The organism is Longimicrobium terrae (assembly GCF_014202995.1).
Classification (GTDB): Bacteria; Gemmatimonadota; Gemmatimonadetes; order Longimicrobiales; family Longimicrobiaceae; genus Longimicrobium; species Longimicrobium terrae.
Genome location: NZ_JACHIA010000006.1, coordinates 309,011 through 335,134 on the forward strand (window position 1 = coordinate 309,011; position 26,124 = coordinate 335,134).

General features: G+C 69.9%; 25 protein-coding genes. 9 read left to right on the plus strand and 16 right to left on the minus strand.

Annotated elements, in window-relative coordinates; all coding sequences use genetic code 11:
• Positions 1-149: 149 nt before the first annotated feature.
• Both HNQ61_RS13035 and HNQ61_RS13040 read right to left on the minus strand, forming a co-directional pair.
• Positions 150-1,343, minus strand: a complete 1,194-nt coding sequence (locus HNQ61_RS13035) for a tail fiber domain-containing protein (protein WP_170033548.1) — start codon at positions 1,341-1,343, stop codon at positions 150-152.
• Between the two features lie 32 nt (positions 1,344-1,375).
• Positions 1,376-2,680: a hypothetical protein gene (locus HNQ61_RS13040; RefSeq protein WP_170033550.1), complete on the minus strand. Its 1,305-nt coding sequence runs from the start codon at positions 2,678-2,680 to the stop codon at positions 1,376-1,378.
• Positions 2,681-2,888: 208 nt separating this feature from the next.
• Between HNQ61_RS13040 and HNQ61_RS13045 the strand changes: the two genes are divergently transcribed.
• Positions 2,889-3,950, plus strand: coding sequence for a ligase-associated DNA damage response exonuclease (locus HNQ61_RS13045; RefSeq protein ID WP_170033552.1), 1,062 nt, complete (start codon positions 2,889-2,891; stop codon positions 3,948-3,950).
• Positions 3,951-4,298: 348 nt separating this feature from the next.
• Positions 4,299-4,709 (plus strand): hypothetical protein, encoded by a 411-nt coding sequence (locus tag HNQ61_RS13050; protein WP_170033554.1) that lies wholly within the window; start codon positions 4,299-4,301, stop codon positions 4,707-4,709.
• A gap of 129 nt (positions 4,710-4,838) precedes the next feature.
• On the opposite strand, the gene HNQ61_RS13055 is transcribed toward HNQ61_RS13050, so the two are convergent.
• The 8 genes from HNQ61_RS13055 to HNQ61_RS13090 all read right to left on the minus strand — a co-directional run bounded on the left by HNQ61_RS13055 (position 4,839) and on the right by HNQ61_RS13090 (position 11,046).
• A complete protein-coding gene (locus HNQ61_RS13055) occupies positions 4,839-5,273 on the minus strand; it encodes a DoxX family protein (RefSeq protein ID WP_170033556.1) in 435 nt (144 codons plus the stop codon).
• Positions 5,274-5,308: 35 nt separating this feature from the next.
• On the minus strand, positions 5,309-5,716 hold the full coding sequence (locus HNQ61_RS13060; protein WP_170033558.1) for a hypothetical protein: 408 nt from the start codon (positions 5,714-5,716) through the stop codon (positions 5,309-5,311).
• Between the two features lie 31 nt (positions 5,717-5,747).
• Positions 5,748-6,101, minus strand: a complete 354-nt coding sequence (locus HNQ61_RS13065; RefSeq protein WP_170033560.1) for a hypothetical protein — start codon at positions 6,099-6,101, stop codon at positions 5,748-5,750.
• Positions 6,102-6,653, minus strand: coding sequence for an RNA polymerase sigma factor (locus tag HNQ61_RS13070; RefSeq protein ID WP_170033561.1), 552 nt, complete (start codon positions 6,651-6,653; stop codon positions 6,102-6,104).
• Between the two features lie 45 nt (positions 6,654-6,698).
• Complete coding sequence (locus tag HNQ61_RS13075; protein WP_170033562.1) at positions 6,699-7,469, minus strand: L,D-transpeptidase family protein; 771 nt, start codon at positions 7,467-7,469, stop codon at positions 6,699-6,701.
• A 32-nt stretch (positions 7,470-7,501) separates the two neighbouring features.
• Complete coding sequence (locus HNQ61_RS13080) at positions 7,502-7,972, minus strand: AAA family ATPase (protein WP_170033563.1); 471 nt, start codon at positions 7,970-7,972, stop codon at positions 7,502-7,504.
• A 254-nt stretch (positions 7,973-8,226) separates the two neighbouring features.
• Complete coding sequence (locus HNQ61_RS13085; protein WP_170033564.1) at positions 8,227-9,552, minus strand: APC family permease; 1,326 nt, start codon at positions 9,550-9,552, stop codon at positions 8,227-8,229.
• 180 nt (positions 9,553-9,732) lie between these two features.
• The gene (locus HNQ61_RS13090; RefSeq protein ID WP_170033565.1) at positions 9,733-11,046 is read right to left on the minus strand and encodes a S8 family serine peptidase; all 1,314 of its coding nucleotides are present in this window, start codon (positions 11,044-11,046) and stop codon (positions 9,733-9,735) included.
• Positions 11,047-11,633: 587 nt separating this feature from the next.
• On the opposite strand from HNQ61_RS13090, the gene HNQ61_RS13095 reads away from it, so the two are divergent.
• The 5 genes from HNQ61_RS13095 (at position 11,634) to HNQ61_RS13115 (ending at position 16,989) form a co-directional block, all read left to right on the plus strand.
• The gene (locus HNQ61_RS13095) at positions 11,634-12,092 is read left to right on the plus strand and encodes a hypothetical protein (protein WP_170033566.1); all 459 of its coding nucleotides are present in this window, start codon (positions 11,634-11,636) and stop codon (positions 12,090-12,092) included.
• 333 nt (positions 12,093-12,425) lie between these two features.
• Positions 12,426-14,426 carry a S9 family peptidase gene (locus HNQ61_RS13100; RefSeq protein WP_170033567.1) on the plus strand — a complete coding sequence of 667 codons (2,001 nt, stop codon included), beginning with the start codon at positions 12,426-12,428 and terminating at the stop codon, positions 14,424-14,426.
• Positions 14,427-14,674: 248 nt separating this feature from the next.
• A complete protein-coding gene (locus tag HNQ61_RS13105) occupies positions 14,675-15,802 on the plus strand; it encodes an endonuclease/exonuclease/phosphatase family protein (RefSeq protein ID WP_170033568.1) in 1,128 nt (375 codons plus the stop codon).
• Complete coding sequence (locus HNQ61_RS13110) at positions 15,799-16,554, plus strand: CDP-alcohol phosphatidyltransferase family protein (protein ID WP_205761354.1); 756 nt, start codon at positions 15,799-15,801, stop codon at positions 16,552-16,554. Before HNQ61_RS13105 ends, HNQ61_RS13110 begins: the two co-directional genes overlap by 4 nt.
• Positions 16,555-16,818: 264 nt before the next feature.
• Positions 16,819-16,989, plus strand: coding sequence for a hypothetical protein (locus HNQ61_RS13115; RefSeq protein ID WP_170033569.1), 171 nt, complete (start codon positions 16,819-16,821; stop codon positions 16,987-16,989).
• Positions 16,990-17,066: 77 nt separating this feature from the next.
• Here the strand turns inward: HNQ61_RS13115 and HNQ61_RS13120 are convergent, their stop codons facing one another.
• The 4 genes from HNQ61_RS13120 to egtB form a co-directional block, all read right to left on the minus strand.
• Entirely contained in the window at positions 17,067-17,462 is a 396-nt protein-coding gene (locus tag HNQ61_RS13120) for a DUF4870 domain-containing protein (protein WP_183685651.1), read from the minus strand.
• 539 nt (positions 17,463-18,001) lie between these two features.
• Positions 18,002-19,264 carry a glutamate-cysteine ligase family protein gene (locus tag HNQ61_RS13125; RefSeq protein ID WP_170033571.1) on the minus strand — a complete coding sequence of 421 codons (1,263 nt, stop codon included), beginning with the start codon at positions 19,262-19,264 and terminating at the stop codon, positions 18,002-18,004.
• Between the two features lie 2 nt (positions 19,265-19,266).
• A complete protein-coding gene (gene egtD / locus HNQ61_RS13130) occupies positions 19,267-20,229 on the minus strand; it encodes an L-histidine N(alpha)-methyltransferase (RefSeq protein WP_170033572.1) in 963 nt (320 codons plus the stop codon).
• Positions 20,222-21,541, minus strand: coding sequence for an ergothioneine biosynthesis protein EgtB (gene egtB, locus HNQ61_RS13135; RefSeq protein WP_170033573.1), 1,320 nt, complete (start codon positions 21,539-21,541; stop codon positions 20,222-20,224). The genes egtD and egtB overlap by 8 nt, the downstream gene beginning before the upstream one ends.
• 341 nt (positions 21,542-21,882) lie before the next feature.
• Here egtB and HNQ61_RS13140 point away from each other — a divergent pair, with 341 nt between their 5' ends.
• Positions 21,883-22,611, plus strand: a complete 729-nt coding sequence (locus tag HNQ61_RS13140) for an ATP-binding cassette domain-containing protein (RefSeq protein ID WP_205761365.1) — start codon at positions 21,883-21,885, stop codon at positions 22,609-22,611.
• 38 nt (positions 22,612-22,649) lie between these two features.
• On the plus strand, positions 22,650-24,632 hold the full coding sequence (locus HNQ61_RS13145) for a glycine betaine ABC transporter substrate-binding protein (protein WP_276510204.1): 1,983 nt from the start codon (positions 22,650-22,652) through the stop codon (positions 24,630-24,632).
• Positions 24,633-24,926: 294 nt separating this feature from the next.
• Here HNQ61_RS13145 and HNQ61_RS13150 read toward each other — a convergent pair whose 3' ends face one another.
• Together HNQ61_RS13150 and HNQ61_RS13155 are read right to left on the minus strand one after the other, a co-directional pair.
• Positions 24,927-25,343, minus strand: coding sequence for a BrxA/BrxB family bacilliredoxin (locus HNQ61_RS13150; RefSeq protein ID WP_170033576.1), 417 nt, complete (start codon positions 25,341-25,343; stop codon positions 24,927-24,929).
• A gap of 44 nt (positions 25,344-25,387) precedes the next feature.
• Positions 25,388-25,987, minus strand: a complete 600-nt coding sequence (locus tag HNQ61_RS13155; protein ID WP_170033577.1) for a cob(I)yrinic acid a,c-diamide adenosyltransferase — start codon at positions 25,985-25,987, stop codon at positions 25,388-25,390.
• Between the last annotated feature and the right edge of the window lie 137 nt (positions 25,988-26,124).

Consider the following 26,124-nt stretch of genomic DNA (forward strand, 5'->3'; position numbering starts at 1 on the left):
TGCTGACTCTGTGATCCCGATCTGTTGCAGTTCCCCGCGACCTCCGCGACCCCCGCGGCCTCCGCGTGAGGGCAGTTTTCAGAGACGGAGCACACGAAAAAGGCCGCCCCCAAAGCAAGGGCGGCCTTTTCAGCGTTCAGGAGCAACGGTCAGGGCTTGGCTTCCAGCGCCTGAAGCCGGGCCTCGAGCGCGTCCGAACGCAGCTTGGCGGCCTGCAGCTGCGCCGCCTGCTCGGCCACCTGCGCCTGGAGCGTGTTCACCTGCGCGGTGCGCATCTCCACTTCCTCACGCAGGCGCGACGTGCGCGCCTCCAGCGCCTTGGCCGCGGCGATGTTCACGCCGTCGATGTCACCCATGCCGATCGTCGTCTCGCCGATGCCCAGACCGAACGCGCGATAGAAGTCCTCCGCCACCGGCCCCAGGTGCCGCACCTGCGCATCCGCCCCGATCATGCTCCAGGTGGTGATGGGCATGGCGCGAATGCGCGACAGCACATACTCGCCGTCCACGTTCAGGTAGTTCTCCTTGAGCGTGCGGCTGGATGCGCAGGTCCACGACGGCACGGCGACGGTAAGGTCGCAGCCCACGTTGCCGCCGGCACCTGGCGTGTTGCCGTTGGCCGCCGTGCTTACGCGCAGGCGGATGCCGCCGTTGTAGCGGATGCGGAACTCGTTGTCCGCCTGGTTGCGCACGGAGTCGGTCGTCGACTCGTCACCCATCACCATGGTGCCGGTGTGGGTGTTGTTGCTGGCCCGGTACCCCAGCGCCACCGAGTAGTCGTTGTTGGCGGTCGTCCGGTAGCCGAGAGCCACGGAACCCTGCCCGCCCGCGCGCACCGTGTAGCCGATCGCGGTGCAGGCAAAGCCCGAGCACACGTTGCTTGCGCCGGCACTGAAGCCGGCCGTGCCGCTCACCGTTACGCCGCTGCCGAAGCCCACGCCCACGGTGGACGACACGTTCACCTGGTCGCCGAAAGAAAAGGCGCCGTAGCCGCTGGCCGTGACCTGGTTGCCGCCCGCGAAGGTGAAGTCGTCCAGGTTGCTGTCGTCCCAGTTGGTCTGCCCGATGGGTACACGCCCGAAGCGCAGCGAGCCGCGGCAGGGCAGCCACATGAAGCGCGTGCCCGCGCCCGTCGCGGGAAGCTGGGCCGCGCACCCCGTGGTGTTGCCCACGTCGCGCACGAAGCCGAACGCCACGAAGGTGCCGCTGCTGTCCACGCGGAAGCGGTCACTCAGCGTGCCGCCGGACTCCAGCCGCAGCAGGACGGGGGACTGCGCCGACGCCGCGGCGCCGGAGGCGAGCACGCCGGCCGTGGCGGCCAGCAGAAGGGAACGGAGTTTCATGACACGGGTCCGGGGCTGAAGAAAGGGAAACGTCACTGGTTCACGATGCGAAGCTGGTATCCACGCCCGCGCAGCTCTCCCGCGCGGATGGTCTGCGGAGCGCCGTTCACGCGCAGGTCGCCGCTCAGGCCGTACGTTCCCGTGACGAGGGTGACCGGAACCACGCCCTGCACGGTGCCGCCGGTGCCGGCCAGCGCAAGCACGCCGGCTCCGCCGCCCAGCACGCCTCCGGTGGTGCCCGTGAACAGGTCGGCGTTCACCGTCAGCGTCTGCGCGCCCAGAGTCAGGGTCGCCGCGTCGGCCACCTGCACCCCGGCGATGGTCACCGGCGTGCTCAGGGCGGGCATGTTGGCCGCAGACGCGGGAATGCTCACCGAGTCCACCGTGGCGGGGGTCAACCCCTCGGCCCAGTTGCCGTCCACGGACCAGTCGGTGGAAACCGCGCCCGTCCACAGGCGCGTAATTCCCGTCACGTCCACGCGCACACCGCCGGGGAGCGATCCGGAGGTGGCGGTCACCTGGCAGGTGCTCGCGCGCCGCCCGGTCACCACGCCCGCGGCGTCCACGGTGGCGCAGGCGGGGTCGCTGGTGCCAAAGGTCACCGGCGCGCCGGCCATCACCCGTCCCACCTTGTCCTTGACCACCGCCACCGTGGCGCGCGGCACGCCGGGGCGCAGGTCGCCGCCGTCCGCGCCGGGAAGCAGGCCGTCCAGCGTCACGTATCCGTCCGGCCACTGCACCGGGGCGGAGACGTACAGCTTGAAGATGAAGGTCTGCACCGTCGGCGGGACGATGAAGCTCCACGTGTCCGTGGCCGACGTCTCGTTCTGGTCCAGGATCTGGGGAACGTTGTAGAACGGCTGCGCGGGGGCCGTGAACTCGCCGAACCCGTCGGGGATCACCGCGACGCTTCCGGTTCCGCCGGTGACCGTGGGCGACACGTGAAAGAAGACGCGGATGTTGGACACCGTGGTGCCGTCCACCGTCCCCATCGGCTGCTCGATCAGGTTGCGCAGGGTGACGTTGAAGGTCAGCTGCCCGGTGCCGCTGTTGTAGGCCAGGTTGCTGCTGGCCAGCGTGACGAACGTGTTCTGCCCGCCCACGATGATGTCGCCCGCCGCGCCGCCGGTCTCCGGCGCCTCGGGGCCGCAGGTGATGGTGCCTGCGGTCATGCTGGCCCGGCAGTCCAGCGCCACCCGCAGCGGAACCCCGCCTTCGCCGCCGCCTTCGGTGCCCGGCGTGGGGGTGAGCGGATTCTGGGAATGGTCCGTGCACCCCGCGGCGGTCATGCACAGCAGGGCGGCGATGCACGCCCCAAGGCGGCTTCTTGTTGTCATCAGGTCGGGCGGAATGCGTGGACCCGGCAGGAAACCGGGGCCGGCGGCGCGGAGTGCGCCGCCACCGGCGGAAGGACGCGCCAGAAAACCGGCGCCGACAAGCCCCACCCGCTGCCCGTGTAGCAGAAGCAGGGTCTGGAGGGAAGCAAGATACTGCTACGCAAACATTCCACAAGCTTTTTCTTTTCCCCCATCCATCGCGGCTCCCATGCTCCTGCGCAGCACCGAACGCGGATTGTACTGCGAGGCGGGTGACTTCTACATCGACCCGTGGCTCCCGGTGGACCGGGCGGTCATCACCCACGCGCATGGCGACCACGCGCGCTGGGGCTCGCGCGCGTACCTGGGCTCGCGCGAGGGCGAGCGGGTGATGCGCACCCGCCTGGGCGCCGACGCCCGCATCCGCGCGGTGGAATTTGGCGAAACGGTGATGCTGAACGGGGTGCGGATCAGCCTGCACCCCGCCGGGCACATCCTGGGGAGCGCGCAGGTGCGGGTGGAGCACGGGGGCGAGGTGTGGGTGGTCTCGGGCGATTACAAGACCGAGGCGGACCCCACCTGCACGCCGTTCGAGCCGGTGCGCTGCCACACCTTCGTAACGGAAAGCACCTTCGGACTCCCCATCTACCGCTGGGTGCCGGACGCGGAGGTGTTCGCGGGCATCAACGCGTGGTGGCGCTCCAACGCCGAAGCCGGGCGGGCGTCACTCCTCTTCGGCTACGCGCTGGGCAAGGCGCAGCGGCTGCTGGCGGGAGTGGATCCGTCCATCGGCCCCATCTACGCCCATGGCGCGGTGGAGCGGCTGAACCTGGACTACCGCGCGGGCGGCGTGCCCCTGCCGGAGACGCGCAATCCCGCGGCGGCGCCCAAGGGCACGCAGTTCGGCGGATGCCTCGTGGTGGCGCCGCCCTCCGCCGCGGGAACCCCGTGGATGCGCCGCTTCGGCGCGGGGTCCACAGCGTTCGCCAGCGGATGGATGCGGGTTCGCGGCCAGCGCCGGCGCCGGTCCGTGGACCGCGGCTTCGTGCTTTCGGACCACGTGGACTGGCCGTCGCTGCTGGGCGCGGTGCAGGCGACGGGCGCCGAGTGCGTGTGGGTGACGCACGGATACCGCGAACCGGTCGTGCGGTGGCTGCGTGAGCATGGCTTGCAGGCGCAGTCCGTGGCCAGCCGCTGGGAGGGCGAAAGCGACGAGGCCGACGTGCTTCCCGAGGATGCCGCTTCGCCCGCGTCCGCTCCGGTGGCGGAGACTGAGCGGGAGGCAGAGTGAGGAACTGCAACGGCATCTCACGCGGAGGCCGCGGGGGTCGCGGAGGTCGCGGAGGTCGCGGAGGTCGCGGGGGAACTGCAACAGAAAGATCCTCACGCAGAGACACAGAGCCGCAGAGAAGGAACGAGGGAAAGGGAGAGAAGCGGGAGAGATGAAATGAGAATGCGGCAATTCTCCCTCCTCCTTTTATCCGTTGTTTTCCCCGCGACCTCCGCGACCCCCGCGGCCCCCGCGTGAGATGCCGTAAAAGCTTGATGACACACGAAAGTCCGCCGCCACTTGCCGCTGCCCGGCTCGCGGCGTCATGATGGTCGCATGCAGTCACGCATCCCTCTCCGCTCCCGGCCCATGAACCGCAGCCGTACGCTCATTCTCGCCGCCGCCGTGGCGGCTTTTCTGATCGGGTTCTTTCCGCAGTGGATGATCGGGCGGGGGGTGCGCGAGGACCTGCGCCAGACCCGGCTGGAACTGCGCATCTCCCGCGTGGAAGGGCAGATGGGCGCCGCGCTCACCGAGGCGTCGCGAAGCAACTACGAGCGCTCGCGCCAGTTGATGACGCAGGTGTTCGCCGATCTGGAACAGCTTCGCGGCCAAGTGCCCGCCGCGCAGCAGAAGGAGATGGACGCCATCCTGGCCCAGCGCGACGAAATCGTCACGCTGCTGGCCCGCGCCGCGCCCGTCAGCGGCCAGCGCCTGATGCTGATCTACGCCCGCTACCACGCGGCCACCGCCCCCAACCCCGCTCCCGCCGGCGGCTGACGACGATCCATCGGCGGATGAACGGAAACGAGGCCGGACGCGCGATGCGTCCGGCCTCGTCTATCTTCGTCCCGCCCACACGTACGGACAGTGGTTGTCAGTGACCAGGAGCGTGCGGCGAATCCGCGATCAGATGCGCGTGCGGCGTACGGCGGCGCGGGATTCCAGCATCGCGTCCACGCTGAACTTTCCGCCGCCCCGCGCGGACAGGTACAGGAACACGAAGCAGTACAGCGCGGCCAGTTCGCCCTGGTTCACCAGCGGAAAGAAGCCGTTGGGCGCGTGCGCCATGAAATACGCCGCCGCCATCATCCCCGAGGTCAGGAACGCCGCCGGCCGCGTGAACAGCCCCAGCAGCACCAGCAGCGCCACGAAGAACTCGATCACCCCCGCCAGCCCCATCTGCGATGCAAGCTCCGCCCTGGCTCCCGGCGTGCCCCCGAACCCGCCCAGCACCCCGAACAGCTTCTGTGCGCCGTGCTGCATCAGCATTCCGCCCGCGACGATGCGCAGCAGCGCCAGCGCGGGCTCCTCGAAGCGCTGCATGAAGAAGGTGCGAGCCATGGTGTTCCGCGGGAGTGGTGTGGATGGGAAAAGGGTCAGCGCCGCGCGGCCGGGGCCGCCTGCTTTTCGCGCTCGCGCTCCTGCTCGCGGCGCGCGCGCAGTGCATCGTACTCCGCGCGCTGCTCCGGCGTCAACACGGTGCGGATTTCGGCGCGGGTGCTGTCGTACGCGGCGCGGATGGGGGCGCCGTGCTCCTTCCACACGGAGTCCATCAGCACGCGGCGCCGCGACATGATCCCCTCGATGGCGGCGCGCTGCCCGGGCTGCAGGTCCAGCTCGTCGAACAGGTAGTGCGGACCCGGCTTGGGCTGCTCGGCCTGGGCGCGGGCCGGCTCGCGCGCGTTGAGCACGCGGGAGCCGGCCGCGCCGGCCAGCATGCCCACCGTAAAGGTGAGCGCCAGCAGCCCGATGCCCACCAGGCGGCTGCGTCGGGGTGCGTTCACGGACGGTCTCCCGGTGTGATGGTCAGGCACGTCAGCGGTCTTCCCAGTGCGCCAGAAGGTCGGCCTCCGCCGGGGCGCGGTCGTCCACCACCCAGGCGTCCACCGGCGCGGGAATGCGCAGCGCGTCGGCCACGGTCAGCGGCTCGCTGAGGGTGGCGGGGGTTCGGGCGTACCACACCAGCGAGCCCACGCTCACGGCGGCCACCATGGCGGCGGCGGCCAGCATGGGGCGCGCCCATCCGGCCAGCTCCACCAGGGGCGAGCGCGGCGCGGAACCTACCCGCGCGCGGGCCAGCACGGCCGCGGAAAGGCGGTCGTGGCGCCGCGCCGGCAGTGCCAGCGCGCTCAGGTCCAGCGGGGTGATGTCAAACGGCTCCGGCTGCATTCAGTCCTCCTCGCGAACCAGCGCCTGAAGGCGGCCTCGAACGGCGCGCCGGGCGTTGAACAGGTGATAGCGTACGGTTCCTTCCGGCATTCCCAGCACTTCGCCGATCTCGCGGTGCTTCCACCCTTCCAGGTCGTGCAGAAGGAGCACTTCGCGCTGGGACTGCGGAAGTTCGGCGACGGCGGCGTTCAGCCGGTCGCGCAGGTCGGCGCGCTCCGCGTCGTCCGCGGGCGATGCGCCCCCGGGGGACTGGAACGCTTCGTCCAGCGGCTCGGCGGCGCGGATGCCCAGGTAGCGGCGGTGGTTGAACGCACGGTTGCGGACAATGCGGATCAGCCAGCCGGCGAAGCGGCGCGGGTCGCGGCACTCGGCCAGGCGCTCCAGCGCCAGCACGAATGCGTCCTGCGCCACGTCTTCCGCGTCCTGCGGATTGCGGGTGATGGCGAGCGCCACCGCGTAGGCGGCGCCCATGTGCCGGCGCACCAGGGTGTCGGCCGCGTCGGCGTCGCCAGCAAGGGCGAGCTCCACCAGCCGCGCGGCGTCGTCAGTCATCCCACGCCCTATGACACGCGGGCGCGGCGAAACGCTGGCGCCGCGTCACGGCAGGCCCCACACGCCGCGCATCCGCGCGTGCTCCGCCCGCGGCACCTGCACAAGAACCGGCCGGGCGCGCGGGTCCAGCCAGGCCAGCACCGTGCGCAGATCTTCTTCGGCCATCGCGGTGCAGCCGCTGGTGGGGGCGCCGGGGGCGGACCAGATGTGCAGAAAGATGCAGGATCCGCCCATGGCGCGCGGCGGGTAGGAGTTGTGGTCCACCCACACGCCCCAGCGGTACAGGTGATCTTCCCGCCGCATTTCTTCGTGGCTGGCCCAGTCCGGCGCGGCCACGGTGTCGCGGTCCACGCGCCGGTTGTAGAAGCGCGAATTCCCATCGTCCACGCACTCGATGGCGGCGGTGGACTGCACGTACGGCATGCGGATCCACGACGCCTCCGCCGCGTCCGCGTACCCGAACGCCGAGCTGAGCGGAAAGACGCCGGCCGGCGCGCGCCCGTCCCCTTCACGCTTCACGGGGTGCGGCCCCGCCGGCGCGCGTCCGTCCGCGTCCTCCACCCCGCCGTGCATCCCCTCACCCCACCCCAGCCCGGAGCGCCCCACCGCGGCCGCGATCGGCTCGCCCACGGCCCGCCAGCCGTCCGCCCCGTCGGACTCATAGCGCTGCAGCACGGCCGCGGTGGAATCCCAGTCCGCGGTGGTGGACACGATCACCTGCCGGGTGCCGAACCAGGGAAACACGTACCCGGACTGCGCGCGAGCCGTGGCGGGAAGCATCGCGGCGAGGGCCAGAAGGGGGAGCAGAGTGCGCATGGGCGGATAGTACGCGCGGAAACGCCTGGAGTTCACGCGGAGCCGTCGGCCGCGGGACCGGGGCCATGCAGCGGCTCCACCACGAACCGTCCATCGGCCGTGAGCGTCACCCGGTTCAGTTCGTCGAATCCCTCGTCCACGCGCGGTTCCTCCAGCTTCTTGTACGTGCCCAGCAGGCCCGGAATGGGGATGCGGGCGCGGCCTTCGCGCAGGTTGTTGCGGGCGATGGCGGCCCGCGGCTCCGTGCGGAAGAAGTACCCCGTCACCCGGAACCCCGCCGCGCGCGCCGGGCCGATGTAGCGCGCGCGTTCTTCCGCCAGCGGGTTGGTGTTGTCGATGACGAACGGCTGGCGCGTCTCCAGGCACAGCTGCAGCAGGCGCGCCTCGCGATTCTTCGTGCGCAGCAGGTCGCGGCTGATGCGCACGTGCGTATCGAAGAACATCTGCTTGTAGAACGTGCTCTTTCCCGAGGCCTGGATGCCCACCAGGATCACCGCTTCCATCCAGCAATCTCCCTGCGACGGATGAACTGCCGTTTCACACGGAGGTCACGGAGGATGCACGGAGGACACGGAGGAACAGATACAGAAGATCCTCACGCAGAGCAGCAGAGAAGCAGAGAACACATAGAGCATTGTTGATGTTGTTCCTGCTGTTCCTCTGCGGCTCTGCTCCTCTGCGTGATCCAGTCAGTTCCCGTCCTCCGTGACCTCCGTGCCTCCTCCGTGCCCTCCGTGTGAAACGGCAGTTTACGGATTCAGCGCTGCGCCACGGGATTCGCCGAGCGGCTGCGGGCCGTGGCGGCATAGATGAGGCCGGCCGCCACGAGCACGCCCGCCATCACCAGCCATTCCTGCGCGTTGATGGAGGTCAGCATCCACGCGATCACCGCCAGCGCCAGGATGGGCACCACGCCCGCGGCGGGAACGCGGAAGGGAATGCCGCCCGCCTCCACGCCCTTGCGACGCAGCTGCCACGATGCCAGCGCGCACGCCGCGTACAGCAGCAGCGTCGACACGTTCGCCATCACCGCCAACTGCTCAAACCCGCTGCTCAGCGCGAGAACGAGCACCACCACGGCCTGCACCGCGATCGCTACGTGCGGCGTGTGAAAGCGCGGATGCACCGAGGCCAGCCCGCGCGGCAGAAAGCCGTCGCGGCCCAGCGCGAACAGGGCCCGCGGCACCGCCAGCGTCATGCCGCTCACGTAGCCGAACATGGAGATCGCCGCGCCCACCAGGATCAGCGTGCGCCCCCACGGCCCCAGCACCACCGCCGCCGCGTCCGCCAGCGGCGCCTGCGATGTCGCCAGCGCCGCGCCCAGCACGCCCTGCGCCACCAGGTGCAGGGCGATGTACATCCCCGTGATGGTCACCATCGCCACGCCGATGGCGCGGGGAATGGTGCGCGCCACGTTCTTGACCTCGCCGCTGGGGACCAGCGCGCTCTCGATCCCCGCGAACGCAAAGATCAGCAGAATGCTGCTGCGCGCCAGGTCGCCCGCGGACTCCGGCGCCGAGAACGCCAGGTTGGCGCCGCGCACCGCGAATGCGCCCACCGCCAGCAGCAGAAGAAGCGGCATCAGCTTGGCAACGGTCGCCACGGCGTTCAGCGTCGTTCCCTGACGCACGCCGCGCACGTTCACTGCGCCCAGCAGCACGAACACGCCGATCAGCACCGCCGCGCGTCCCACCGTTCCGCCCAGCGCCGGAATCAGCGCGCCGATGGAATCCGCGAAGATGGTGGCCACGGCGGCCAGCGCCAGCGTGCCCACCGTCCACAGCAGCACCCCCGCCATGAAGCCGATGAAGGGGCCGAACGCCACCTCCACGTACGCGTACGGCCCGCCGGTGAGCGCCACGCGGCTCCCCGCCTCGGCAAAGCAGAGCACGATCAGCCCCATGGCCAGCGCGCACACCAGGTACGCCAGCGGCGCCGCGCCGCCCAGCTGCGCCGCCACCCCGGCCGGCAGGCGAAAGATGCCCCCGCCGATGGTGACGTTGACGATGTTGGCCGCGAGCCCCCACACGCCGAGCGCGCGTACGAGGCGCGCGTCGGCCGCGCTGGTCTGCTGGTCCGGCATGGGAGGGGATTCCGGGAGTGTGGTGCCGATGATGGGATGGAACGCGCAACGTCGCGCCCGCGTCCGCGCCGCGCAAGGACGGCGTTCAACCGGGGATGGGGAACGGAGGGGGACGAAAAGGGCCGGGGCCCCACCCGTGAGGGTGGAGCCCCGGCCAACCCGCCCTGCGTGGGGCGGAGCTTACAGGCCGGCGCCCAGCGAGGTGCCGGTGATGGCGCGGTACACGTTCAACCGGCCGTTGCCGAACTTGGTGTCGTAGCCGGCCACGCCGCGGTCATCCGCGGTGGTGAGCAGGCGGTTGGTGAGCGCCGCGCCGCGCAGGCCGGTCTTGCTGGCCACCACCGCGGCGGCGCCGGTCACCTGCGGGGTCGCCATCGACGTGCCCTGCATGTAGGTGTAGCCGCCGTTCAGGTAGGCGCTGTAGATGCCCATTTCGTCGGTGGTGTTGCTGTACACTTCGCCGCCGGGGGCGGAGATGTCGAGGCCGCTGCCGTACTGCGAGTACACGGCCAGCCCGTCACGCCACGTGGTGGCCGACACCGACATCGCGTTGGGGTCGCAGGCGGGGCAGCCCACCTTGCTGGAGCCGCTGTTGCCGGCGGCCACGATCACCAGGACGTTCTTGCTCTTGGCGTACGCGATGGCGTCCTTCTCGGCGCGGGACTCGGTGGTGCCGCCCAGCGACAGGTTCATGGCCACCATGCCCGGGTAGTCGGCCGCGGCGCGGATGGCGCTCACGATGGCCGAGGTGGGGCAGCCCACGGGTCCGCACACCTTCTGCACGTGGATGCGCACGTTGGGCGCGGCGCCGGTCACGCCGGCCACGCCGACGGTCAGGCCGGCCATGGTGCCGGCCGTGTGCGAGCCGTGTCCGTCGTCGTCTTCCGGCAGCGCGTCGTTGTTCACCCAGTCGCGGCCCAGGATCAGGCGGCCGGTGAACTCGGGGTGGTCGGTGTCCACGCCCGTGTCGATGGCGCCGATGACCACCGGCGCTCCGCCGGCGCCGATGCCGGCGATGGCGTCCAGGTCCGAGTCCGACGTGGAGCCGTAGGTGGCCGGAAGCGGCTGCCCGTAGTTGGTCTGCGTGGGATCGCTGAAGAACGCGGTCTGGCCGCCGGCGTTGTAGAAGGCCCACAGGCGCGGGTCGATGGCGGTCGGCTGGCGCAGGTAGTTGGGCTCAGCGTATTCCACGCGCGGGTCGGCGGCAAGGCGCAGGGCCTCGGCGCGCTCCATGCCGCGGCTCACGTTCAGCACCGCCACGCGGCTGGCGCCGTCCACCGAGCGGCTGAAGCGCGGGCCGTTGGCGGCGCTGGTCAGCACGCTCAGCGAGTAGTTGGCCTTCATCTGCACGATGACTTCGCCCGGAACCACCGACTCAACGGCGCGGACAGCCTGCACCGGGATCGGAGCGGCCTCGGGGGTGTTCGGCGAGTCGGAGCATGCGGCGGCGGTGAGCGAGAGCACTCCCGCGGCGGCCAAACGGATACGAGACATCGACTTCTCCTGAGTAGGGTGCGGCATCCGCGAGCAGAGAACCACGCCGTAGTGGTGGAACGTCCGTTCGAAGGTGACGCGGTGGGATAAGGCAACGACCGCGCCACGTTCCGTACGCTATTTGTTTCCTTGTAAATGCTTGCTAATAGGTCATTTAACGTTACACCCCATTCTGGTTTCCGGCACTGAAACGAGTCGGTGCGCACCGTTATGGTGCACTGCTCAGGGCTATGGGCCGCAACGTCCCGGTGCAGACAGCCAACGGGAGACGGTCGATTGATTCGCGTCGGAAAAGAGCGTCTTCGGCTGTGGAAGGTTGCTCGGAGTGCTCCGGTCGGAAGGAGCGTGTGCGGACTGAGAATGTGTGCATGCGGTGGCGGTGTTCTGGCGCGAAGCCGGGCACTCCTTCCGGGCTGTACCCTGGGTTCGATACTATCGACGATCAGCGCGGACTCCAGACCCTCGGCTTCGGCCGCGGCTTCATCGCTGATGCAGGATTCACCTTCCGGCGGGGAAGCGGTGTCACGGAAGGGCCGCTGCGGATACTGATCCCCATTCCTTCACAGCATCCAGAGCAGAGTGGCACGATGGGAACCGTCATACCGCTTCTTGTGCTGCTGAGCGTCAGCCCCCATGTCGCGCGGGGATCCGGATTCACCGATGCTCCCCAGGCGCCCGCAGTCGCGGAAGGCGGGTGCCCGGCCCCCGAGACGGATGCCGAAGCGCGCATCCGTCGTCTGCTCACGACGCCACTGATCGCGGATCTGCGGGCGAGATACGATTTCGGTACCGCGACCGCGGACACCGTGCTGCTGCTGACGGACGAGTGCGACCGGAGAACGTGTGACTCCCTGCGGACCGCGATCGTGGAGAGCGGCGCGAATCTGACGGAGAAGGATCGGATCTCGTTCTATCGTTCAGGAAATCGCTTTCTCGTTCCGGTCAGCAGGCATCGCGAGGTGACCGGCACCGTCCACTTCGACGGCCACAGCTCAGTCGACATTTACGACGCGGACTTCCGGCTGGTCGGCAGGTTCATGGCGTGACGCCTTCGCAACCCAGCAGGCAGATCGCGCGTCCGCGCGGCCCTGGTTCTGCTTGATGAAGATTTGAGCCTCCCTCGTGCCGACCGGAATGAGGGAGGCTCAATTTGTACCCGCACTCGCCTGAAATCCTCTGCCGCGGCTACCCGGAGACCTCACCGCGTCCTGGCCGAGCCAGCCATCCGTCTCGCGGGCTAGCCACCGCTACACTTTCCCGTCATCATCATCCCGCAACGTTCCGCGTGCAGCGCCTGTCATCCAGAGAAGAAGCGTGAAAGCGGCATTCCCCTCCCGCGCCGGACGGCGCACGCCTCCACCCCCGGACACGTCCCCCTGATGAATCCGATTCTCCGCATTCTTCCGCTCGCGGCGGCGCTGGCCGTGGCGGCAACCGGCGCGTCCGCGCAGCGGCACCCCATGACGCCGGCGGACCTGTCGCTGGTGCGCGGCGTGAACGACCCGCGCCTTTCCCCCGACGGGCGCTGGATCGCCTACACCGCGTCCACGCTCGACTACGCGGCCGACAGCACCAGCGGCGAAATCGTCCTCGTTCCCGCGGCGGGCGGCGCGGCGCGGCGGCTCACGCGCGGCTCCATGCCCCGCTGGTCGCCGGACGGGCGGCGGATCGCCTTCATGGGCGGGCGCGGCGAGCGTGGCGGCATCTGGGTGTGGGATCTGGACGCGGACAGCGCGCGCTTCGTGGCCCGCGTGCGCACCTCGGAACACTTTCTCGGCCACCGCGCGGTCAAGGGATTCGCCTGGTCGCCGGACGGGTCGCGCATCGCCTACACCAGCGCGGACGAGGAAAGCGCCGCCTCGCCCACCGATCCGCGCGTGGTGGACCGCATCCTCTACCTGACGCGGACCGGCCTTTCGGACGACCGCCGCACGCACCTGTACGTGGTGCCCGCGGGGGGCGGCGCGCCCCGCCAGCTCACCTCCGGCACGTACGACGAGCACTCGCTGGCGTGGTCGCCGGACGGCTCGCGGCTGGTGTTCATCAGCAACCGCTCGGCGGACCCGGACGCCAACTACAGCGACGACCTGTGGATCGTGGACGCGAACTCCGGGCGGGAGACGCGGCTGACGAACACGGCGGGAACGGAGTTTCAGCCGGCGTGGTCGGCGGACGGGGGCAGCATCGCGTATCTGGCCAACGTGCGGACGATCAACACCAAGGACAGCGCGCCGGAAGACACGCACCTGTACGTGATTTCCGCCACCGGCGGCACGGGGCGCGAACTGACGCGGCCGCTGGACCGCCGCGTCACCGAACTGGCCTGGGAGCCGCGCGGGACGCTGCTTTTCGTCATCAACGACCAGGGCGCCACGGCCATCCACCGCGTGGACCCGCGCTCGGCGCGCATCACGCCCGTGGTGCGCGGGCCGTTTCAGGCGCGTTCCGTGTCGATGGACCGCGCCGGATCCGCCATCGCCTTCATCCGCACGGACCTGTCGCACCCGGCGGAGGTGTGGACGGCGCGCGCGGACGGGGGCGCGGCGCGCCAGGTGAGCCGCGAACAGGATGAGCTGCACGCCAGGGTGGAGCTTCCGGTGGCGGATTCCATCTGGGTGCGCGGCGCGGATGGCACCCCGGTGCAGGGCTGGCTGATGAAGCCGGCGGGATGGACGGCGGGGCGGTCGTATCCCATGGTGCTGTACGTTCACGGCGGCCCGCACGGGATGTACGGCTACAACTTCATCGACGCGTTTCCGCTGCTGGCGGCGCGCGGGTACGCCGTCCTGTTCCTGAATCCGCGCGGCAGCACGGGGTACGGGCAGACCTTTGCCGACGGCACCGTGAACAACTGGGGCGGCGGCGACTACGGCGACCTGATGGCCGGGGTGGACGCGGCGCTGGCGCGAAACGGGTGGATTGACAGCACGCGGCTGTACGTGGCCGGCCACAGCTACGGCGGCTTCATGACCAACTGGATCGTGACGCGCACCCCTCGGTTCCGCGCGGCCATGGCGGGCGCCAGCGTGAGCAACCTCGTCTCCTTTTACGGCACGTCCGTGTATCCGGACCTGATCGAGACGGAGTTCGGCGGCGTGCCGGTGAACGACTGGAACCTGCTGTGGCAGTGGTCGCCGCTGGCCCACGTATCCGCCGTGCGCACGCCCGTTCTGTTTCTGAACGGCGAGGCGGACAACGACGTCCCCATCACCCAGGCGCAGGAGATGTACATGGCGCTGCGAAAGATGGGCGTGGAAGCGCGGATGGTGCGCTACCCCGGCGAGGGGCACAGCATCAACTTTCGCCCGCGCCATCACCAGGATTACCTGGAGCGGATGATCGGCTGGTTCGACGCGCACGGCGGCGCGCCCGCGCGGTAACCGGAATCCGCCGCGGGGCGACATGCCGCGGCGGATTCGATCCCTCCCCCGCCGCGGCCCGTCCGGCCACTCCGGGGAGAAGACGCTGCGGCGCCCGTTCGCTCCGTCCGGATGGGACGAGGATCGACCGTCGCGGAAACGAGTGCCGTGCCGCCGGGGCAGCAGCGAACCTCTGTCAAAGGTACTCTGGCACGAGCTACGCATATCGCGGGTCAACCACCTTCTCCTTCAGACACAGGAACACGCGCGTGGCACAGCCCGCCGGGAAGGACATCACACTCGCCGCAGGACTGCTGGCCGGCGTGGGAACCGTGGTCGGCTTCAGTTCCTCGCCGCACTGGTCGGTGCGGATGTGGGACTTTCCCCGCATCCAGATCGCCGCCGCCGCCGCCCTGGCGGGGGGCGTGCACGCGGCCCGGTACCATCGCGGGCGCCCCGCGGACTGGGCGTTCACGGCCATGACGGCCGCCGCCGCCGCGTGGCAGCTCAAGAAGATCCTCCCCTACACGGCGCTGGTTCCCGTGCAGGTGGAGCGCAGCAGGGTCAAGCCATCGCGCGACCGGCCCCGCCCCGACGCGCGCACGCTGCGGCTGCTGATCAGCAACGTGCTGATGGAAAACACGCAGCACGAGCGCCTGCTGCGGCTGGTGGAAGAAGCGCAGCCGGACGTGGTGATGGCGGTGGAAACCAACGCGCGGTGGGCCGAGGCGCTGGAGCCGCTGGCCGAGACCTATCCGTACGTGGTGCGGCAGCCGCAGGAGAACTACTACGGGATGATGCTCTTTTCCCGCCTGCCGCTGATCGAGCCGCGCATCGAGTTCCTGGTGCAGGACGACATTCCCTCCGTGCACACGGGGATCGAGCTGCCGGGCGGCGCGCAGGTGGTGCTTCACGGCCTGCATCCCCGTCCGCCGGAGCCCATCCGCGACCAGGACAGCACGCCGCGCGACGCCGAACTGGTGATGGTGGGCCGCGCCATCGGCGAGGACGAAGACGTGCCGACGCTGGTGGCCGGCGACCTGAACGACGTGGCCTGGTCGCCCACCAGCGAACTGTTCGTGCGGCTGGGGCAGCTGCTGGATCCGCGGGTGGGGCGCGGGATGTTCAACAGCTACAACGCCAACAACCCGCTGCTGCGCTACCCGCTGGACCACGTGTTTCACAGCAGCCACTTCCGGCTGGTGGAGCTGCGGCGGTGCCCCAGCATCGGCTCTGACCACTTCCCCATGCTGATCGAGCTCAGCTACGAGCCGGACGCGGAAGAGGAGCAGGCCATGCCGGAGCCGGAGGCCGAGGACCTGGAAGAGGCGGAGGAAAAGCTGGAGCTGCAGGCCGAGGCCGCGCAGACCGGCGACGACCGCCCGGGCCGGGAGTGAAGGCCGCGCCCGCCCCGGCCAAGGACCCCGCGCGTCCGGTGACGCGCGGCGAGCGGGTGCGCGGCCACGCCGTGCACCTGTACACGGCGTCTGGCGTGGTGCTGGCGTTCATTGCCGCGGCGGAGATCTGCGCGCCGCGGCCGGACCCGCGCCGGGTGTTCGCGTTCCTGGTCGCGGCGGTGCTGGTGGATGCGACGGATGGACCGCTGGCGCGGATGTGGGACGTCAAGCGGACGGCGCCCGCCATCAACGGCCGTACGATTGACGACATCGTCGACTTTCTGACCTTCACCTTTCTTCCGCTGCTGCTGGTGTGGCGGATGGAATGGATTCCGGAGCCGGGATGGCTGTGGCTGGCGCCGGCGCTGCTGGCCTCGCTGTTCGGGTTCGCCAACGAAGGGGCCAAGGACGAGGCGGGCGGGTTTTTTCGCGGCTTTCCCAGCTACTGGAACATCGCGGCGTTCTACGCGGCGTTTCTGTCGCCGTGGGGCAACGCGGCCATGTTCGTGATCCTGGCCGTGCTGACGGTGTCGCCGGTGTGGTTCATCTATCCCAACTTGGCGCCGCGGCCGTGGAAGATGCCGCTGCTGGCGGGCGCGGCGCTGTGGCTGGTGCTGCTGCTGGCCTTTCTGCCGCGCTATCCGGATGACGTGCCGGAGTGGGCCGTCGCGCTCTCGCTCGTGTACCCGGCCATCTACACGCTCGCGTCCTTTTACCTGAAGCGCCGCGCGGATTCAGCCGCGCGAAGTTGAGGTTTCAGGCCGGATGAGGCGCGAAACGGGGGCGATCGGTTGATCCGATTGCCCGCCGTTCTGTTCCCGCCGCATTCGTGTCCTCCGTGGGCGATGACCCGCACGCCTGGGATTCATACAATTTTGTGCGCTCCTTACAAGATATTTTGTCCTTGTAAACGGAGCATTGAGGTCTTAGCGTGCAGTTCACGTCACCGTCAACAGGTTCGGCCTGTCCTGGTGGTCGATAAGGCTGAGCCCATTCTCCGGAAAGGCAGGCAGATCATGAAGAAGCTGAAGCTGGACGACATCAAGGTCTCCACGTTCGGCACCACGCAGCGCGCCGCGGGCCCCATCGGCACCGTGGCCGCCCACGATGCGCTGTTGCCGAGCGGATCGCCGTCGTGCCCCGACATCACCTGCGAAGGAATCACCTGCGCGCTGATCATCTGCTGATTCCGTCCGCGGGGACCGTCGGGATCCCGCAAACGAGCCCGCGCCCGCATCCAGGATGCGGGCGCGGGCTTCCGTTTTCAGCCAGCGGCGGGCGTGAGCAGGAGCTTGCGGGCCTGCGCGCCGATGACGGGAATCTGCCACTCCTCCCCGCCGTACGCCTTGATGAGCGTGTACAGCCAGATGCCGAAGCTCGCCACGGCGAAGGCGATCCACACGGGGATGGAGATGAGCGCGAACAGCACGCCCAGCGCCGGAACGCGGATCAGCACGCCGAAGACGATGGACAGCACGATGTTGAGCCCGATGCACGCCACGCCGAAAACGATGTTCTGCGCGGCGTGAAAGCGCACCAGCCGGCTCTGGTCCCGCATGCCGAAAAAGAAGATCGCGCCGGTGATGGGCGGCATGGCCGCGGCGATCGTGGCGGCGACGTTGGGCTGCATGACACTCCGGGACTGGATCTGCTCAGACATCTATGCCTCGCTGTGACGTACGATTTCGGTTGCTCGGCCGCCCCGCATCGGCCGGAAAACGTTCGCCATGATGCTAACCGGCATCCCCGCCGCGGCGAACGGGTCATGCGACCCAACGCCACCCCGGCGTACCTCCGAAGCCTCCGCGTCCTCCCGCGTGAGGGCAGTTTCATCCGGACCGGGACGAGGAATCCGGCGCGGGTCGCCAGCCTCCTGAGCGAATGAATCCGCCGCTCAAACAGCGGGAACCCCCGACACCGGCCGCTGGCGCGTCCGGTTCGGGGCTTCAACTGCATCGGAGCGGCAGAAGCGAACCGCACGCTGCCCCGGCGCGCAGGTCTCCCCCTCTCCCGCTTGCGGGAGAGGGGGCCGGGGGGTGAGGGCTGCCCGCGGCCGCACCAGCGATTGCATGAACAAGGAATGGTCTCCCCAGTCCCCCGCTCCCCTGAACTCGACGCAATCCGCAATCAGCCTCATACGACAAATCGGGGCGACCGGATGATTCCGATCGCCCCAAGTTTTTATCCGCCCAACTCCCGTCAGCCCGCGTGCGCCGGGTTCGCGAGCGCGTCCAGCGTGTCGTCCGCGGGCGAGCGGCCGCGGCGCGTGTAGCGGTCAAAGAACTCCGCCGCCTCGTCGATGTCGGATGACGAAAAGAAGCCGGGGAGCGCGCGCGCGCCGGCCAGCGACAGCTCCGCGAGGCTCACCGCGGTCGCGGCGATGGCGGGATCGGAAAGGCCGTCGCGACCCGCCGCCACCAGCAGATCCGCCGGGGACGCGGCGAGAAGCTCCGCGGCGGCGGCCAGCGACGGCGTGTGGTAGGCGATGCCGGCGAGCAGAACAAGGGGCGCGGCGTACCAGCGCGGATCCACCGCATCCGCAGACCGCACCTCGGCATAGCCCTTGGGCCGCACCTCGGGAAACAGCGTCGTCAGGTGCAGCCGCCAGTCATCCAGCGACACGCATCCGGCCTCGTTCCACGCCGCAAAGGGGGAGAACGACGTCGCGCCCGCCTGCGCCGGAGCCAGGATCACCGGCGCGCCGAGCGCGAAATCCAGATACTCTTCCACGGGATCGGCGCAGGCGAAGCAGCCCGTGCGCCCGCCATCCAGTTCGCGCCAGACGCGCGCGCGAAAGCTGCGATCGCCCGTCGGCGCGCCGCGGTACACGGGCGAGTTGGCGAAGATCGCGGTGACGTAAGGTGCCATCCCATTCCACAACCGCCACCGGGCGAGCGGATCGGCACCGAAGTCCAGGCTCACCTGCATGGCCGCCGTCTGCCGCATCATCCGCGTGCCGCCCGTGCCGATGGCCCGCATGAAGCCGGTCATCCGCACGTAGCGCTCGCCGGGAAGCTGCAGGGGGACGCGTTCGATCCCGCCGCGCGGCTCGATCCCCACAGACAGCAGGCGGATGCCGGCGTCCTCCAGCGACGCGGAAAGCGGAAGGACGGCGCCGCGCAGGCTGTCGACCAGCCCCGTCGCGGCCGGGAACACGGCGGCGCTGATCTCGATCTGCCCGCCGGGCTCGTAGCTCACGATGCCGCCGTCCGGCAGAATCCAGCGCGGCACGCCGTAGTCGCTCGGCTCCTCCGTCCACCCGTTTCGCGCCGCGTGCGCGCGGACGAGGGGAAGCGTGGGCCGTCCCTCTTCCGCCTGGATCGGCACCTGCGCGCCGGTGTCCGCATCCACCGGAATCAGCTCCACCTCCGCCCCGATGCGAGGCGGCCCGTCCGCACGCGCGGGGCCGAGCCCGAACACGTGCTCGCGGAGGTCGGCGCGGAGGGTTTCGCGGGCAATCACGGTCAGTCCGCCGGGCTGGCCAGTACGAGCGCGTACAGGCCGTCCGCGTCCGTCACCCAGTGCTCGGTGCGCAGGCCGGCCGCGGCGAACATGGCTTCCACGCTGCCGCGGTCGTGCTTGGCGCTGATTTCCGTGCGGATCGTCTGCCCGGCGGCAAAGGTGAACGCGCCTGCGCCGGGCACGCGCACCGTCTGCTCCGCGCGCGAAACCAGGTGCATCTCGATGCGGTGGTCCACGCCGTTGTAAAAGGCGCGGTGCTCCCATCCATCGACCACGAAATCGGTTCCAGCCAGCGTGTTGACGACGCGCAGCATGTTCAGGTTGAACTCCGCCGTCACCCCGGCCGCATCGTTGTACGCGGCCTCGATGCGCTCCGGGTTCTTCCGTTGATCCACGCCCATCAGAAAGCGGTCACCGGGCGCCATCCGCGCGCGCACCCGGGTCAGCAGCTGCACCGCGTCGTCCGGCGCGAAGTTGCCGATGGTGCTGCCCAGAAACGCGTGCAGCACGGGGCCCTGTACGCCGTCCGGCAGATCGAACGCCTCCGTAAAATCCGCCACCACGGGAACGACGTCGATGGATGGATACGCCGCTCCGATGCGGGCGGCGGTTTCATCCAGAAAGTCGCCGCTCACATCCACCGGCACGTACACGGCGGACTCCGACGCGGCGGCGATGGCGTCCAGCACCAGCGTCGTTTTCTCCGCGCTCCCGGCGCCCAGCTCCACCATGGCGCGCGGGGCCAGCGGACGCACCCATGCCGCCATCCACCGCTGAAGCAGCGAACGCTCCGTGCGCGTCAGGTAGTACTCGGGAAGGCGGGTAATGTCCTCGAACAGCCGCGAGCCGCGCTCGTCGTAAAAGAACTTGGGCGGCAGTTCCGGCTGCGGGCGTCGCAGGCCATCCGCCACCTCGCGGGCGGCGGCGGGGTCGGCGGCCACGGTGACGGTCTGCGCGTCAGTCATCGCGCGCCATCCTGAAGCCGCTGAAGATCTGCCGGCGAATGGGGTAGTCCCAGTTGCGGAACGTGTTGCGGATGGCGCCCGGGCGCGTGGCCCACGATCCGCCGCGCAGCACCTTGTAGTCCGGGCCGAAGAACAGTTCACTGTACTCCGGATACGGAAACGTCTGGTATCCCGGCCACCGGGTGAAATCGCTGGACGTCCACTCCCACACGTCGCCGATCATCCCGTACGCGCCAATGGGGGACACGTTGCGGGGGTACGCGCCGATGCGCGCCGTCTCGAACGAGAGCTGGTCCAGGTTGGCGTCCAGCGCCGTCGGCGCCTCCTCCCCCCAGGGATACGTGCGCTTGGTGCCGGTCGCGGGGTCCCACGACGCGGCGGCTTCCCACTCGTGCTCCGTGGGCAGGCGCCCGCCCGCCCAGCTGCAGTACGCCTCGGCCTCGTACCAGCAGACGTGGCAGACGGGGCGATACGGATCGACGGGCATGTCGCGGTCCATCGACCGCGTCCACCACTGCCCGTCTTCCATCGACCAGAACTGCGGCGCCACCAGCCCCGCCTGCTCCTTGTGCGCCCATCCCGCCTCGCTCCAGAAGGTACGGTCCTCGTATCCGCCTTCTTCGATGAAGCGCGCGTACTCGCCGTTGGTCACCGCCCACGCGCCGATGCGGAACGGGGCGACGTCGACGGCGTGCGCGGGCCGCTCGTTGTCGTACGGCCCGGAGCGGTCGTCCGTGCCGATGACGACGCGGCCGCCGGGAAAGCGCACCATGCCGTCCGCGTCGGCGGGCACGGGGCGGCCGGAGGGCGTGGCCAGCGCGCGCGGGGCCCGGTAGCGCACGCCCTCGTCCTTGAGCTGCAGCGCCTGCAGGATCGTTTCGTTGTGCTGGTACTCGTGCTGGGCCACCATGCGAAAGATGTAGCCGCCGTCCAGCAGCTGCGGATCGGCCTCGCTGAAGTCGCCGTCCAGGAGGCGGTCCAGCACCATGCGGCGCGCGTTGGCCATGTGGTCCAGCGTATCGGCCATGCGTGGCAGTTCCAGCTCGCCGCGGGTGGAGCGCGGGTTCTCGAACGGGTTGAACATTCCCGGCATTTCGCCGAACTGCACCGGCCCCTCCAGGTTGCGGACCAGCCACAGCTCCTCGAAGTGCGCGATGTGGCCCATGTCCCACACCACCGGGCTCATCAGCTTGTTGTGCTGGTTCATCAGCTCGTCTTCGGGGACGGCGGACACCAGCAGCAGCGTGCGTTCGCGGGCGTCGGCCAGCAGCGCCGCCGCCTCATGCGGAGTGATCGGTTCGGACTGGGCCATGGAGCGAGATGGGGCGAGAGGATGAAAGACCGCGCGCGAAAGATGGCACAGCGGAATGGGTCTCCGCCATGCCGCGCAGGCTTTCCGGCTGACTGCAAGGAACGGGATGCGAGAAGGTTTGTCAAATCTTCTCGATGGATGACCGTCTCCCTCTCAGCCGGCGCGCCGAATTGCACAATGCGCGCCGAAACGGGTGTGTGGCGGGTAACGATTGTTGTTCGCCGATGGACGGAATCCGGCGCGGGCGCTTGCCGCCGGGCCCGGTTCGTCGCCAGTGTGTGGGCTCACGCTCATCTCTCGCCGTGGCCGACATGCATTCATCTTCCGACATCGCTGGTCCCATGCTCGCCGCCCACGGCGTGGTGAAGCGCTATGGCGCCGTCCGCGCGCTGGACGGCGTGTCGGTGGAGGTGCGCGCGGGGGAGTGCGTGGCGCTGGTGGGCGAGAGCGGCTCGGGAAAGAGCACCCTGCTGCGCTGCTTCAACCGGATGACGGACCCGGATGGCGGGAATGTGATGGTCGACGGAGCGGATGCCGCCACCGCGGATCCCGTGGCGCTGCGCCGGCGGATCGGCTACGTGCAGCAGGATGGCGGATTGCTGCCGCACTGGACGGTGCTGCGCAACGCCTCGCTCGTCCCGCGCCTGGCGGGCGACGCGGACGCGGACGCGCGCGGGGCGGCGGCATTGGCGTGGGTGGGGATGGACGCGGGGGAGTTCGGGACGCGGTGGCCGCGCGAGCTTTCCGGCGGGCAGCGGCAGCGGGTGGCGATTGCGCGGGCGGTGGCGGCGCGGCCGGGGATCGTGCTGCTGGACGAGCCGTTCGGCGCGCTGGACGCCATCACCCGCGCGGACCTGCAGACCGCGTTCGCGCAGCTGCGGCGGGAACTGGGCATCACCGCCGTCCTCGTCACGCACGACCTGCACGAGGCCGCGCTCCTGGCCGACCGCATCGTGGTCCTTCGCCGCGGGCGCGTGGAGCAGACCGGGGACGCGGACACGCTGATCCGCGCGCCGGAGACGGAGTACGTGGCGGGGCTGGTGGCGCGCGCACGGCTGGGGGGCGGATGAGGCGGATTCTGGTTGGGGCGATGGTGATTGCGGGATTGATGAGCGCGGCGGGCGAATCTCACGGGCGGCCCCCACCCGGGCCGGCACCACCGGCCCACCCTCCCCCAAAAAAGACTGGGGGAGGGTTGGTCGGGGCGGATGGTTTGGTGGCGGGCGCAAGGATTGGTGCGGCGCCAGAGTCTCTGGAGCGAATAAATCCGCCGCTCAAACAGCGGGAACCCCCGACACGGCGCTATTCGCGCCCCGTTCGGGGCTTCAACCGCGGCGAGGCGGGAGGCCCCGGTGTCAGTTCTCCCCTCTCCGTGCGTCTGTTTGCACGGGGAGGGGCCGGGGGAGAGGCCTCCCAGCCGCGGACGCGCACCGAGCCCTCCGTCTCGCACGATACTGGGGTGTGCTCCCTCTCCCACATCTGTTCGTGGGAGAGGGTCGTCGCGCAGAGCGCGCGGGGTGAGGGCCACAGCCCGCGGCTCGCACAGAACCGTGGTCCCGCTCCATCATCCCGATCGGCCCGCCCCGCTCCGGCGACGCGCAACCGCCCCGTCGTAATCGCGTCCAAGCCGTTCGCGGAGTCGTACATCCTGGCGGAGATGTTCGCGCAGTTGCTGGAGGCGCGCGGGATTGCGGTGGACCGGCGGCCGGGGCTGGGCGCGACGGAGATCGCGTTCGGCGCGCTGCGCACCGGCGCGGTGGACGTGTATCCCGAGTACACGGGGACCGGGCTGCTCGCCATCCTCAACCAGAAGCCGGAGGGCGACGCGGGCGCCGTCTATGGCCGGGTGTCGCGCGAATTCGCGGCGCGGTGGGACATGCACTGGCTGCCGCCGCTGGGCTTCGAGAACACGTACGCCATCGCCGTCCGGCGCGAGACGGCGGCGAAGTACAAGCTGCGCACGCTCAGCGACCTGGCCCGTGCGGCGCCGCAGCTTACGGCCGGGCTCACGCCGGACTTCATCGGGCGCGATGACGGGCTTCTGGGGCTGCAGGCCGCGTACGGGCTGCGGCTGCGCTCCGTCCGGCCGCTCGTCCAAGCGGTCAAATACCCCGCGCTGGCGGAATCCGCGGTGGACGTCATCGACGGATACTCCACGGACGGGATGATCGACCGCTACCAGTTGACGGTGCTGGAGGATGACCGCGCGTTCTTTCCCCCGTACGAGGCGGCGGCGATGGTGTCGTCGCGCCTGTGGCGGGAACGGCCCGATGCCGTCGCACAGCTGACGCTGCTGAGCGGGCGCCTGGACGTGGCGACCATGCGCGCCCTCAACCGCCGCGTGGAGGTGGACGGCGTTCCGGTGGCGCGGGTGGCGGCGGATGCGCTGCGCGCGCTTGGCCTCGGCGGGAGCGCATCATCCGCCACCGCGCGGACAGAGACGACGGCGCGCCGGGGGTCGTTCGGCGCGTACCTGTGGGCGCGGCGCGGGGAACTGGGGCGCCTCACGCTCCGTCATCTGATGCTCGTTCTGGTGTCGCTGTCCGCGGCGGCGGCGGTGGCGGTTCCGGCGGGCGTGCTGCTGGGGCGGGCGCACGCGGGCGCGGCGGAGGGCGCGGTTCGGGGCGTGGGGCTGCTGCAGACCATTCCCGGCATCGCGCTGCTGGCGTTCATGATCCCGCTGCTGGGGATCGGGACGGCGCCGGCGCTGGCGGCGCTCTTTCTGTACTCGCTGTATCCCATCATCCGCAATTCCTACACGGGCGTGCGCGATGCCGACCCGCGTGCCGTGGAAGCCGCGCGTGCGCTGGGGATGAGCGGCGGCCAGGTGCTGCGGCAGGTGCGGCTTCCACTCGCGGCGCCGTCCATCATGGCCGGCGTGCGGACTTCCGCCGTGATCGCGGTGGGGACGGCGACGCTGGCGGCGTTCATCGGCGCGGGCGGGCTGGGCGATCCCATCGTGGCGGGATTGGCGTTGAGCGATACGCGGATGATCCTGTCCGGCGCCATTCCCGCCGCCCTGCTCGCGCTCCTCGTGGATGCGATGCTGGCGATAGTGGAGCGCGCCGTCCGCCCGCGCGGCCTTGGCTGATTCCGTGTGGCGGCTGCCCTACACCATTTCACGCGGAGTACGCGGGGGGAGCGGGGGAACGCGGAGAACAGCCAACGGAAAGCCTCACACAGAGCAGCAGAGGCGCGGAGGACGGGAAGGTGGAGGAGATTCAGGGTGATCGTCCTCCGTCCTTCCCGCTGTTCCCCACGCTGTTCCCCCCGCGCACCTCCGCTCCCTCCGCGTCCCCCGCGTGAAACGGTGTTGCCGTTCATCCACGAAAAACGCCCCCGCTCCAGATCCGGAGCGGGGGCGTTCATCATCGTCCAAAAACGATCAGCAGTACTGGTTGAACGCGTTCACCAGGTCTTCGGCGATGGCGTCGGCGGAGCGGCCCTCGATCTGGTGGCGCTCCAGCATGAACGCCACGTCCCCGTCCTTGAGCAGCGCAATGGATGGCGACGACGGCGGATAGCCGTGGATGTACTGGCGCGCGGCGGCCGTCGCATCCAGATCCTGGCCGGCGAACACCGTGGTCAGCTTCACCGGCTTGCGGTCGTTCTGCAGCGCCATGGCCACGGCCGGGCGCGCGTTGCGGGCCGCGCATCCGCACATGGAGTTGACGACCAGCAGGGTGGGCTCGGCGGCCTCGCCCAGCGTGGTGCGCACTTCGTCGGCGGACTTCATCTCCTGCACGCCCAGACGCGTAAGCTCCTGGCGCATGGGGGCGATCATCATCTCGGGATACGGCATCGCTTTTTCTCCGTTTTATGTGGCGTCACCGCACGCGCGGTGGATCAACTTCCCGCTTGTACACCGCCGCGCGGATTCGGTACCCACGGAACATTATCCACCGCCGCGCGCCGGTTCGCAAGCCGCGCCAGCGTGAACAGAAGGTCTGACAGGCGATTGAGATACATGATCCACTCCTCGCCCACGTGCGCGATGTGCGAGAGGGAAACGACGCGCCGCTCCGCCCGCCGGCACACGGTACGCGCCAGGTGCAGATACGCCGCCCCCGCCGCCCCGCCCGGGAGCACGAACGACTTCAGCGGCTCCAGCTCACCCTCGGCCGCGTCGATCCACGCCTCCAGCTCCGCCGTGCGGCCTGGAGGGAGGACGGGGATCCACGCGCTTTCGCGCCCGCCGTCCTCCACGGCCGGCGTGGCCAGGTTGGCTCCCACGGTGAACAGGTCCGACTGCACGGCCCGCAGCCCGGCGGCGATCTCCGCCTGCCCGTCCGCCTCCAGGTGCACGATGGCGACGCCCAGCAGCGAGTTGAGCTCGTCCACGTCTCCGTACGCCTGCACGCGGTCGTGGTCCTTGGGGACGCGCTGCCCGCCAAAGAGCCCGGTTTCGCCGCGGTCGCCGGTTTTGGTGTAGATCTTAAGGGTCACGGGAACGGAAGTGCGTGAGTGCTGGGTGCGTTAGTGCGACGGACCAGGGACAATGGAGCTTCGTTCGATCAGCGGATGGGCGTGCGGCCGCGGGCTGTGGCCCTCACCCCGCGCGCTCCGCGCGACGACCCTCTCCC